The organism is Bradyrhizobium genomosp. I (2014), assembly GCF_000261685.1.
Lineage (GTDB): Bacteria > Pseudomonadota > Alphaproteobacteria > Rhizobiales > Xanthobacteraceae > Bradyrhizobium.
The window spans coordinates 1-11549 of the sequence record NZ_AJQE01000339.1 but is presented as its reverse complement, the minus strand read 5'-3'; the positions used below and the strand labels follow the sequence as shown (position 1 = coordinate 11549).

The following is an 11549-nucleotide window of genomic DNA, read 5'->3' as shown; positions in this document are numbered from 1 at the left end:
AAAAGTGACGCCTAGAAGCGGAGCCACTTCAAGAGCCCGAGCCCGATCGCGCCGTTCACGATGAGGAAGATTGCGACAATGAGGTTGAGAAGCCGCGGCATGATCAGGATGAGCACGCCCGCAATCAACGACAGGATCGGCGAAATGTGGGCGACGGTGATGTGCATGAACAATCTTTCCGTGGAGGTGAGGCGAATCGCGGGCGGATCATAGCCGCCCCTGTTCCGGGAGTAGAGATGCGCAAGACGCGCTGCAAGTTCCCCGCTTCGCGAAAACTGCCCGAAATTGCCGCGAATGCGGCGGGCCTTTTCGCGGAACATTGCGAAGGGTGCATGCATTGGCAACCGGTCGCGCCATTGGCGCGCCCGAAAAATCACGTCGAAGGAGTTGTCCATGCGGAACAGGATTCTCGCTCTTGCAGCGCTCGCGGCCGCGATCGGCTCCCCCCTTGCGGCCCAGGCGCAAAGCAGTGTCACCATCGGACGCGCGCCGGCCGTGGTCGACAGCACCCCGACCATCGCGGTCGAGCAGCGGCCGGCCTTCCGCGAATATGTCATCGAACAACGTGTACCGGCCTTCAGCATTCCGGATCGCGTGGTGGTCGGTTCTACGTTACCGGAGACCGGCATCACCTATTATGACGTGCCGCAACGTTTCGGCGCCACCACCTATCGCTACACCGTGGTGAACGGCGAAACCGTGCTGGTGGAGCCGCGCTCGCGCCGCATCGTCGAGGTGCTGGACTGACATCGCGACCGATTGACATCGACTGGATGTCCGGCGCGTCACATCAGGCTGGCGCGAGCAGTTAAGCGGACATCAGGCCCCGCCCGGTCTTCCCCCCGCCGGGCGGGGCTTTTTTATGTGGCTGTTATTCCGGGACGCGCGAAGCGCGAACCCGGAATCTCGAGATTCCGGGTTCGTGCTACGCACCGCCCCGGAATGACGGAATGATCAATCCTGGATCTTGGAGAAGTCCGCCACCGCACGCGTGGCGCTGCGGATCTCGTTCAGCAGCTTCAGGCGGTTCTCGCGCACCTTCGCATCGTCGTCGTTGACGCGAACCTTGTCGAAGAACGCATCGACCGGCGGCCGCAGCCTTGCCATGGCGCTCATCGCCGCGGCAAAATCCTCCCTGGCGACGGCGGCGCTGGCCTCCGCCTTGACCTCGCCGATCGCTTTCGCCAGCGCCTTCTCCTCAGCGAGGCTGTAGAGCGCGGCATCGGGCGCGCCGTCGAAGGTCCGCTTGTCCTTCTTCTCCTCGATCGAGAGGATGTTGCTGGCACGCTTGGTACCGGCGAGCAGGTTCTTGCCGTCGTCGGAGTCGAGGAATTTTCCGAGCGCCTCGACGCGGCGAACGATCATCAGCAGATCGTCCTGGCCGCCGAGCGCGAACACGGCATCGACGAGATCGTGCCGCGCGCCCTGCTCGCGGAGCTGGACCTTCAGGCGGTCGGCGAAGAAGGCGAGGAGATCGCTTGGAAGCTTCTGCGCATCGGCCGTCTTCACCGACAAGCCGGCGAGCGCGGATACCGCCACCTTCATCAGCGACAGACGCAGCGTATTCTCCGCGATCAGCCGGATCACACCCAGAGCGGCCCGACGCAGCGCATACGGGTCCTTGCTGCCCGTCGGCTTCTCGTCGATGGCCCAGAAGCCGACCAGCGTATCGAGCTTGTCCGCGAGCGCCACCGCGACGCTGACCGGATCGGTCGGCACGCGATCGGCGGGGCCTTGCGGCTTGTAGTGCTCCTCGCAGGCAGCGGCGACGGAGGCGTCCTCGCCCTGGGCCAGCGCGTAGTACTTGCCCATCAGGCCCTGCACCTCCGGGAATTCGCCGACGACTTCGGTCAGCAGATCCGCTTTCGCCAGATGCGCGGCGCGCGTCGCCTTGGCGACGTCGGCGCCGACCAGCGGCGCGATCTCCGCGGCAAGGCGCTCGATGCGCTTGATGCGTTCGGCCTGGGTGCCGAGCTTCTCGTGGAACACGATCTGATCGAACTTCGGCAGCCGGTCCTCGAGCTTGGTCTTCAGATCCGTCTCGTAGAAGAACTTCGCGTCGCTCAACCGCGCGCGGATCACGCGCTCGTTGCCGGCGATGATGGTCGCACCACCGTCGGTCGCCTCGATATTGGCGACCAGGATGAACTTGTTGGCGAGCTTGCCCGCTTTCGGGTCGCTCACGACAAAGCACTTCTGGTTATTGCGGATGGTGGCGCGGATCACTTCGCCGGGCGTCGCCAGGAATTCCTGTTCGAACGAGCCCATCAGCACGACCGGCCATTCGACGAGGCCGGCGACCTCATCGAGCAGGTTCTGGTCCTCGATCAGCTCGAAGCCTTGCGCGAAGGCAAGCTGCTTGGCATCGGTGAGGATCGCGTCCTTGCGGCGCTCGGGGTCGAGCACCACCTTGGCGTCGAGCAGTTTTGCCTCGTAGTCCTCGAAGCGGCGCACCGAAATAGCCGCGGGCGCAAGGAAGCGATGGCCGTAAGTGGTCTGGCCGGCCTCGATGCCGTCGACCTCGAACTTCACGACATCGGGCTCTTCGGTCTCGAGCCCGAAGGTCGCGGTGATCGCGTGCAGCGGACGTACCCAGTTGAGCGAGCCGGGCTTGCCCGAACGCGCACCCCAGCGCATCGATTTCGGCCAGGGGAAGGTGCGGATGATGACGGGCAGGATTTCCGCGAGCACGTCGATCGCGTCGCGGCCGGGCTTCTCGATCAAACCGATGTAGAAATCGCCCTTGGGGTCGCGCTGGATCTTGGCTTCGTCCAGCGACCTCAATCCTGTCGCCTTCAGAAAACCCTGCACGGCCGCATCGGGCGCGCCGACTTTGGGTCCGCGGCGTTCGGTCTTGAGGTCCGGCTGGCGCGCAGGGATGCCGTGCACGGTGAGCGCAAGGCGGCGCGGCGTGGCGAACGCTTTCGCACCCTCGTAGACGAGGCCTTCGGCGACGAGCTTGTCGGTGACCATGCGGCGCAGATCGTCCGCCGCCTTCCCTTGCATGCGCGCGGGGATTTCTTCGGAGAAGAGTTCAAGCAAAAGATCGGGCATCAGGCCGCTCCGCCCGCTTCAGTGTGGATCCAGGCCTCGCCGCAGGCCTTGGCCAGCTCGCGCACGCGAAGAATGTAGCTCTGCCGCTCGGTCACGGAGATCACGCCGCGCGCGTCGAGCAGATTGAAGACGTGGCTTGCCTTGATGCACTGGTCATAGGCCGGCAGCGCCATCAGGTGTTCTCTGCGATTGCCTTCGCGCCAGCCGGCATCGAGATATTTCCGGCAGGCCGCTTCCGCCATCTTGAACTGCTCGAACAGCATCGCGGTGTCGGCGTGTTCGAAATTGTGCCGCGAATATTCCTGCTCGGCTTGCAGGAAGACGTCGCCATAGGTGACCTTGGCGTCCCCCTCGCGGCCGTTGAAGTTGAGGTCGTAGACGCGGTCGACGCCCTGCACATACATCGCGAGGCGCTCGAGCCCGTAGGTGAGCTCACCCGCGACCGGGGCGCATTCGAAGCCCGCGACCTGCTGGAAATAGGTGAACTGGCTGACCTCCATGCCGTCGCACCAGCACTCCCACCCGAGGCCCCAGGCGCCCAGCGTCGGGCTCTCCCAATCGTCCTCGACGAAGCGGATGTCGTGCACGGCGGAATCGATGCCGATCGCGGCGAGCGACTTCAGGTACAGCTCCTGAAGATTCGGCGGCGACGGCTTCATGATCACCTGGAACTGGTAGTAGTGCTGCATCCGGTTCGGATTCTCGCCGTAGCGGCCGTCCTTGGGCCGCCGCGAGGGCTGCACATAGGCCGCGTTCCAGGGCTTTGGCCCGAGCGCGCGCAGGGTGGTCGCCGGATGGAAGGTGCCCGCGCCCATCTCCATGTCGTAGGGCTGCAGGATCACGCAGCCCTGCTCGGCCCAGAACCGCTGGAGCGCGAGAATGAAGCCCTGGAACGAACGTTCCGGGCGCATATGGGCGGGCAATGAGGCGTCCATCGTCAGATCAGGCTCTCGCGGGGGGCTTTGAATCGCGCGGGACCGTATCGACGGCGGGGATGGGAATCAAGGCAAAGGGGGCCGGAAAACAGCCCTGTACTCCGTCATGGCCGGGCTTGTCCCGGCCATCCACGACCTTGGTCGCGGCACGAAGAACGTGGATGCCCGGGACAAGCCCGGGCATGACGACTGTGGCGGCTACCCCGGCCTATACGCTCCGGTCACGGGGTCACGCTTCAGCGTCTGGATATCCCCCATACGGGCGGCTTCGGCGACGCGCGACAGGCGCATCTCCTCCAGCTCCTGGTTGATCCGGACAGCGGTCTTGTAGGCCCAGCGGACCACGGCAAGCCCACCCAGGACGCCCGCGAAAGCGACGAACGGCGGCATCGGTCGATCCTTGTCTAGTGCTCAGCCCCCACGCGTATTGTTGCGCAGATGAGCCTGCATCGCAATTGGCTCACCTCGGGCCAAATGGCGCGGGAGGGCCTGGCCTAGAACCCGAATTTCGCCCAAATCGCCCGCGTCTCGACCGCCGAGATCAGCTCGTCCGGCAAGCCGGCCATTGATTCCAAGGCTGAAAGCTGCCCCGCGCCGGGCGATTTCCGTCCCAAAAGGCCGGAGAGCAGCCCGGTCGGCTGCGCTATCATGGGGGTGAGAACCTTCTCGCCGTAGCGGGCACGAAGAATTGAGCGGAGATCGCCGATGCCGTCGGCGAGCCCCAGCGCGATGGCGCTCTCGCCGGCCCAGTATTCGCCCGTGAACAGGGTGTCGTCCGCGCCTTTCAGCCTTGCGCCGCGGCTCTCCTTGACCAGCGAGATGAAGATCTGGTGGATCTCGCGCTGGATCGCCTTCAGCTTGGCGACGTCACCGGGGTTTTCCGGGAGGAACGGGTCGAGCATCGCCTTGTGCTCGCCGGCCGTGTAGAGGCGCCGCTCGATCCCGAGCCGCCTGATCGCCTCCTGAAAACCAAAACTGCCGCCGACCACGCCGATCGAGCCGAGAATCGAGGACGGATCGCAGATGATCTCGTCGCCGGCACAGGCGATCATGTAGCCACCGGATGCCGCGACGTCCTCGACGAACACGAGCACCGGCAGCTTCTTCTCCGCCGCGAGCTGCTTGATGCGCAAGTAGATCTGACGCGACTGCACCGGGGAGCCGCCGGGAGAATTGATCACCAGCGCCACGGCCTTGGCGTGCCGATATGAAAACGCGCGCTCGAGCACCCGCGCGACGCCGGCAAGCGTCAAGCCGGGGCGCAGCGGCGTCACCGCACCGATCACCCCTGACAGCCGCACCACCGGCACCACGGCCGTGCCCGGCCGGAAGCGCGCCGGCAGATATTGCATGAGCTTGTCGGCCAGGCCGGAACTCTCACGATCGTTCAATTGTTCGGCCATGCCGTTACCTCTGATTAACCATTTCTTATCACGCGACTGTCATTGGAAGTGCCCGGAACGTGCTTTGCAGATTCCCCGCTGGGAGGCTGCAATGAGGCAGCGGAGAACACCATGAAAATCTATCTGCTGATGCTGCTGATCGGCGCGCTATTCATGGCGATCCGCCTCACGTCCCCGCAAGAGCAGCAGTCGGAATCGCTTCCGCGGTAAGCCCTCACGGTTCCACCAGCGGCAAGGCCGCTCGCCCTTCCAGAATCTCAGTCACCTCGCTTTTGGACAAGCCTGACTCGTCGTTGAGCACGAGGCCCGGCAGCAGTCGCGTCGGGGCCCGGCCACCCTTCACCGCACGCACCAGCACGCGGATCGCGGCCCGCTCCGCCTCGCCGTGAACCGGCAGGATCGAGAGGCTGCCGAAGCCGCGTGACAGCGCTGCCAGGACCTCAGCGATTCCATCTGCACGCCAGATCAAGGTCAGCACGCCATTGGATCGAAGGATACGGCGCGCTGCATGCACCCACGCATGCAGGGTCTCTTCCGTCGCCACATGCGCGGTGTGACGCGCCCGATCCGGCGAGCCGCGATGTCGGGCTGGATCGTTGAACGGCGGATTCATCAACACCACATCGACGCTGTCGGGCGACAGCCCGTTTGACGCAAAGGCCTGCGCCTCGGCGGTGACGTCGAGCACGATCGTCTCGGCGGCCATCCCGTTCGCCGCCGCGTTGCCGCGCGCGAGTTCGGCCAGCTCCGGATCGATCTCGACCAGGCTGAGCCGGATCCCGGCGACGCGCCGCGCCAGCGCCAGTCCGGCCGTGCCGACGCCGGCGCCGAAATCGACCACGCGGTCTCCCGCCCGAGCGTCGGTCGCCGCCGCAAGCAGAATGGTGTCATGCCCGGCGCGATGGCCGGATCGCTTCTGCATCAAGCGCAACTGCCCGCCGAGAAAGGCGTCCTCGGTAATATCTGCGGCCTCAATCATCGCCGCGCAATTCGTGGCTGAGGCCGGCTTCGGTGAGGAGCGCCCTTGCCTCCTGGGCATCGTCCTCATGAACCAGGATCCGCCGCGGCAATATGCCGAGCGAGCCCTCGATGATGCTCATGTTCTGGTCCAGCACCACGTGATGGATGTTGGCGCCGTCGAGCAGCGCGCCAATCGCCGACACCAGCACCATGTCATTGGTCCGAACCAGTTCACGCAAAATGCAGATCTCCTGCCTGAAAGGGGGTCAACGGCAAATGTCAATGGTTCCGCAGGCCTTGCCGCATTCGCCGCCAGTTTCTATTGTCTTTCCATCAGAATAGCCCTTCCGGGGCAAATATTGGAGACCGGCGTGGCCGTCATCGTACCTTTCGAAACTCCCGGCGCGTCGATCGAAGAGCTGGTTGCCCTTGTCGCCCCCGATATGGAGCGCGTCAACGCCACGATCCTGTCGCGGACCGGTTCGGACGTGACCATGATCCCCGAGGTCGCCAACCATCTGATCTCCTCCGGGGGCAAACGCCTGCGCCCGATGCTGACCCTCGCCATGGCCAACCTCGCCGGCTATGCCGGCGACGGCCATATCAAGCTCGCCGCCTCCGTCGAGTTCATGCATACCGCCACCCTGCTCCACGACGACGTCGTCGACGAGAGCGAGATGCGCCGAGGCAAGCTCTCGGCGCGCATGCTCTGGGGCAACGAGGCGAGCGTGCTGGTCGGTGACTTCCTGCTCGGCCAGGCCTTCCGCATGATGGTCGAGGTCGGCTCGCTCCGCGCGCTCGACATCCTCTCCGCGGCCGCCGCCACCATCGCCGAGGGCGAGGTGATGCAGTTGGCCGCCGCCAAGAACACCGCGACCACCGAGGACGAATATCTCGCCGTGATCCGCGGCAAGACCGCCGAATTGTTCGCAGCCGCCTGCGAGGTCGGCCCTGTCATCGCCAACCGCCCGAAGGCCGAGCAGACCGCCTGCCGCTCGGTCGGCATGAATCTCGGCATCGCCTTCCAGCTCGTCGACGACGTGCTCGACTATGGCGGCAAGAGCGCCAAGCTCGGCAAGAACACCGGCGACGATTTCCGCGAAGGCAAGATCACGCTGCCGGTCGTGCTCGCCTTCCGCAGGGGCAACGACACCGAGCGCGCATTCTGGATCCGCGCGCTGGAGCGCGGCGAGATCGACGACAGCGATCTCGATCACGCCATCGGCCTGATGAACAAGCACCGCGCGCTCGAGGACACGCTCAGCCGCGCCCAGCATTATGGCGCCATGGCCGTCGACGCACTCGCGCTGTTCCCGCCCTCGCCGATGAAGAGCGCGCTGGAGCAGGTCGTGGCGTTCTGCCTCGCACGGTCGCATTAGGCGACTGGCTGACGTACTTCCCGATTTTCGCACTGTTGCCTACTCCGTCATCCTGAGGCTCGCCGAAGAGGCGAGCGCCTCAGGGTGCCGGTGACGGACAAGTGCGCGCTGTCTCCACCCGTCATTGCGAGCGCAGCGAAGCAATCCAGAATCCCGCCGCGGATACGACCTGGATTGCTTATGACGGAGTATGGCGCGACGGTATCGCTCGCTCTCGTGTCCCGGACGCGCTGCAGCGTGAAACGCTGCTGCGCAGAGCCGGGACCCATGCGACATCCAACGATCAGCAGTATGGGCCCCGGCTCTGCAGCGCACCGCAAAGAGGCGCTGCGCTGCGTCCGGGGCACGAGAGCGTCTGTCCAGCAACTGCGCTTCGCGTCACCAGCAGAAGCCAGCTTCATTCGCTCCGCATGCTTGGGCCCATCCATTAACTTGCATTTTGCAAGTAACTTACCTAACCTGCCCCCATGCAGCCCAAATCCTCCTCCATCCAGGAATGCCCCGTCGGCCGCGCCGTGGAGACGGTCGGCGAATGGTGGAGCATCCTGATCCTGCGCGATGCGTTTCAGGGCGCGACGAAGTTCGACGAGTTCTCGCAAAGCCTCGGCATCGCGCCGAACATCCTGTCGCGGCGCCTCGCCCATCTCACCGAGAGCGGCATGTTCATCCGCCGCCGCTACAACGAGCGCCCGCCACGCTACGAATATGTGCTGACGGACAAGGCGCGGGATTTCTTTCCCGTCGTCGTGGCGCTGCTCGCCTGGGGCAACAAGCATCTCGCGCCGAAAGGCCCATCCATCGTGCTGGCGAACCGGAGCGACGCTCGCCCGTTCGATCCGATCGTGGTCGACGTGACCGACAGGCAGCCGATCACGCTCGCCAACACGATCGCCATTCCCGGTCCCCGCGCCAGCCGCGGGATGCGCGCGCGGCTCGCTTCGCTGAGGGCCATGAACCCGGCCGTCGCGCCGGCTGGAGACTGACATGCGTCGTATCGTCGTGACCGGCATGGGTGCGGTGTCGCCGCTCGGCTGCGGTGTCGAACTGTCGTGGCGGCGTCTGCTCGCCGGCCAAAGCGGGCTGCGCCCGCTATCCGAATGGGCGCAGGCGCTGCCGGCACGCATTGCCGGGCTCGTGCCCGACAAGGTCGATGACGCCGAGGGCGGATTCGATCCGGCGCAGGCCGCAGCGCCGAAAGACCAGCGCAAGATGGACCGCTTCATCCTGTTCGCGCTGCTCGCCGCCGCAGAAGCGGTCACGCAGGCCGGATGGACGCCGCAGGATGCAGCGGCGCTGGAGCGGACCGCGACGATCATCGCTTCCGGCGTCGGCGGCTTCCCGGCGATGGCGGAAGCGGTGCGCATCACCGAGCACCGCGGCGCGCGCCGGCTTTCGCCGTTCACGATCCCTTCGTTCCTCGCCAACCTCGCCGCGGGGCACGTCTCGATCAAATACGGCTACAAGGGCGCGCTCGGCACACCGGTCACCGCCTGTGCCGCCGGCGTGCAGGCGATCGGCGATGCAGCGCGGATGATCCGCGCCGGCGAGGCCGATGTCGCGATCTGCGGCGGTGCGGAAGCCTGCATCGACATCGTCAGCCTCGGCGGCTTCGCCGCGGCCCGCGCGCTGTCGGGCGGCTTCAACGACGAGCCCGCCCGCGCCTCGCGCCCGTTCGATCGCGATCGCGACGGATTTGTGATGGGCGAAGGCGCGGGCATTCTCGTGATCGAGGCGCTGGAGCATGCGCTGGCGCGCGGTGCCTTGCCGATCGCCGAGATCGTCGGCTACGGCACGACGGCTGACGCCTATCACATGACGTCGGGTCCACCGGATGGCGAGGGCGCCCGACGCGCCATGGCGATCGCGCTTCGGCAGGCGAACCTTGCGCCCGCCGATGTGCAGCACCTGAACGCACATGCGACCTCGACGCCAGCCGGCGACGAGAGCGAGCTTGGCGCGATCGGCGCGCTGTTCGGCCGTAACCGCGGCATCGCTGTCAGCGCAACCAAATCGGCCACCGGTCATTTGCTTGGCGCCGCCGGCGGCCTGGAGGCGATCTTCACCGTACTCGCCCTACGCGACCAGATCGCGCCGCCGACACTCAATCTCGAAAATCCGGATCCCGGAGCTGAAGGCATCGACATCATTGCCGGCGCAGCGAGAGCAATGCCGATGCAGAGCGCCATCTCCAACGGGTTCGGCTTCGGCGGAGTGAATGCCAGCGTGATCTTCCGCCGGATGGGCTGAGCGTGAGGTCTTGCAATCGCCGCTCGCTCAGCTACGAAAATGGAATGATCGAAACGAACTTCTGGCCGTTCCTGGCCGCAGCCTGTCTCATTGCCGCCGTTCCGGGCCCCGGCATTTTCTACGTCGCTGCACGGACCCTGTCGGAGGGACGCGCCTGCGGCTTCGCATCGACTGCAGGGACGGCGCTCGGCGGGCTCGTTCATGTCGTCGCGGGCAGCCTCGGCATCTCCGCGATCATCCTGGCCAGCGCGGAACTGTTTGCCGCCGTGAAATTCGTCGGCGCGCTTTACTTGGTCTGGCTTGGGATCGAGACGTTTCGCAGCGCCGGTCGCGCGCGGGCGCTCGAGAGCGGAGCCGTCGGCGACAAGCGTGCCTTCCGCGACGGCGTGCTGGTCGAAGCGTTGAACCCGAAGACCGCGGCATTCTTCCTCGCCTTCATTCCGCAATTCCTCGATCCCTCGGGATCGAACCCGACGCTGCAATTCCTCATGCTCGGTGCGATATCGGTCACGCTGAACACGCTCGCCGACGTCGCGGTGGTGCTGATGGCCTCCGCGACACGTACGCAGCTGACCGGAAGGCCGCATCTGATGCGGCACCTCACCCATGGCTCCGGCGTCTTCATCGCCAGCCTCGGCCTCTCGCTCGCATTGGCGCGGCGTCCGGCAAATGGCTAGCTCCCCGCAAGACCGGTTCTACGAGTCTCACGGCCTGCGACTGCATTTCGCCGACTGGGGCAATGAGGACGCGCCGCCTCTCCTCCTGGTCCATGGCGGCCGCGATCATTGCCGGAGCTGGGATCACATTGCCCGATCGTTGCAGCCGCATTTTCACGTGCTCGCGCCCGACCTGCGCGGCCACGGCGATTCCGACTGGACCCGAGGCGGCAGCTACGCGCTGACGGAATATGTCTACGATCTCTCCCGGCTGGTCCGCAATATCGCAGCGCCTCAGGTCACTCTCATCGGCCATTCGATGGGCGGCATGGTCAGCCTGATCTTTTCGGGCTCATTCCCCGAACAGGTCTCGAAGCTCGTGGTCCTCGACGGCGTGACCATGTTGCCGGATACGCCAAAGCCGCCGGCGCATGAGCGCATCGGCAGATGGGTCGGCCAGCCCGACAGACTGCACGACCGCACGCCGCGCCGCTATGCCACGCTCGAGGATGCCGCCGCGCAGATGATGCTTCACAACAAACGGCTGTCCCGCGATCTCGCCCTGCATCTCGCCACGCATGGTGCGCGGCAGAACGAGGATGGCACCTACAGCTGGAAGTTCGATCCCTATCAGCGCGCCGCTGCGCCGCACCGGCTCTGGCCTGACGATCACATCGTGCTCTGGTCGCGCATCACGTGTCCGACGCTGCTGCTCAATGCCGGTGAAAGCTTTCTCGCCGGCGCCAGGGCGGCAGGCCTGGAGCGGTACTTCCCGCGGGCGCGCATCGAGACCATCGCGGGCGCAGGACACTGGCTGCAGCACGACAAGCCGCAGCGGGTGTTGGGTGAGATCCGGCAGTTTCTGGGATTGGCCGCGGAAGGCGTAGCCTAGAGCGGTTCACGGATTTATTGAAT

13 protein-coding genes are annotated in these 11549 nt (G+C 65.6%); 6 read left to right on the top strand and 7 right to left on the bottom strand.

The window, feature by feature from the left end:
* Positions 1-11: 11 nt before the first annotated feature.
* Positions 12-167 (bottom strand): DUF3096 domain-containing protein, encoded by a 156-nt coding sequence (locus IC50_RS39495; RefSeq protein WP_008562090.1) that lies wholly within the window; start codon positions 165-167, stop codon positions 12-14.
* A 226-nt stretch (positions 168-393) separates the two neighbouring features.
* On the opposite strand from IC50_RS39495, the gene IC50_RS30260 reads away from it, so the two are divergent.
* Positions 394-747 (top strand): DUF1236 domain-containing protein, encoded by a 354-nt coding sequence (locus IC50_RS30260; RefSeq protein ID WP_035713572.1) that lies wholly within the window; start codon positions 394-396, stop codon positions 745-747.
* A 207-nt stretch (positions 748-954) separates the two neighbouring features.
* On the opposite strand, the gene glyS is transcribed toward IC50_RS30260, so the two are convergent.
* The 6 genes from glyS to IC50_RS30230 form a co-directional block, all read right to left on the bottom strand.
* Complete coding sequence (glyS, locus tag IC50_RS30255; RefSeq protein ID WP_035713569.1) at positions 955-3054, bottom strand: glycine--tRNA ligase subunit beta; 2100 nt, start codon at positions 3052-3054, stop codon at positions 955-957.
* Complete coding sequence (locus IC50_RS30250; protein WP_035713567.1) at positions 3054-3989, bottom strand: glycine--tRNA ligase subunit alpha; 936 nt, start codon at positions 3987-3989, stop codon at positions 3054-3056. Before IC50_RS30250 ends, glyS begins: the two co-directional genes overlap by 1 nt.
* Before the next feature lie 198 nt (positions 3990-4187).
* Positions 4188-4379: a hypothetical protein gene (locus tag IC50_RS30245; protein WP_028178670.1), complete on the bottom strand. Its 192-nt coding sequence runs from the start codon at positions 4377-4379 to the stop codon at positions 4188-4190.
* Positions 4380-4483: 104 nt separating this feature from the next.
* A complete protein-coding gene (locus IC50_RS30240; RefSeq protein ID WP_035713562.1) occupies positions 4484-5392 on the bottom strand; it encodes a S49 family peptidase in 909 nt (302 codons plus the stop codon).
* A 214-nt stretch (positions 5393-5606) separates the two neighbouring features.
* Entirely contained in the window at positions 5607-6371 is a 765-nt protein-coding gene (locus IC50_RS30235) for a tRNA1(Val) (adenine(37)-N6)-methyltransferase (protein ID WP_035713559.1), read from the bottom strand.
* Positions 6364-6591 carry a putative signal transducing protein gene (locus tag IC50_RS30230; RefSeq protein WP_035713556.1) on the bottom strand — a complete coding sequence of 76 codons (228 nt, stop codon included), beginning with the start codon at positions 6589-6591 and terminating at the stop codon, positions 6364-6366. Before IC50_RS30230 ends, IC50_RS30235 begins: the two co-directional genes overlap by 8 nt.
* 132 nt (positions 6592-6723) lie before the next feature.
* On the opposite strand from IC50_RS30230, the gene IC50_RS30225 reads away from it, so the two are divergent.
* The 5 genes from IC50_RS30225 (at position 6724) to IC50_RS30205 (ending at position 11526) form a co-directional block, all read left to right on the top strand.
* The gene (locus IC50_RS30225; protein WP_035713716.1) at positions 6724-7731 is read left to right on the top strand and encodes a polyprenyl synthetase family protein; all 1008 of its coding nucleotides are present in this window, start codon (positions 6724-6726) and stop codon (positions 7729-7731) included.
* Between the two features lie 467 nt (positions 7732-8198).
* Positions 8199-8714, top strand: coding sequence for a winged helix-turn-helix transcriptional regulator (locus tag IC50_RS30220; RefSeq protein ID WP_035713552.1), 516 nt, complete (start codon positions 8199-8201; stop codon positions 8712-8714).
* 1 nt (position 8715) lies between these two features.
* Positions 8716-9978, top strand: coding sequence for a beta-ketoacyl-ACP synthase II (fabF, locus tag IC50_RS30215; RefSeq protein WP_035713548.1), 1263 nt, complete (start codon positions 8716-8718; stop codon positions 9976-9978).
* A 44-nt stretch (positions 9979-10022) separates the two neighbouring features.
* Positions 10023-10655 carry a LysE family translocator gene (locus tag IC50_RS30210; protein ID WP_035713545.1) on the top strand — a complete coding sequence of 211 codons (633 nt, stop codon included), beginning with the start codon at positions 10023-10025 and terminating at the stop codon, positions 10653-10655.
* Positions 10648-11526 (top strand): alpha/beta fold hydrolase, encoded by an 879-nt coding sequence (locus IC50_RS30205; RefSeq protein WP_035713542.1) that lies wholly within the window; start codon positions 10648-10650, stop codon positions 11524-11526. The genes IC50_RS30210 and IC50_RS30205 overlap by 8 nt, the downstream gene beginning before the upstream one ends.
* Positions 11527-11549 lie beyond the last annotated feature (23 nt).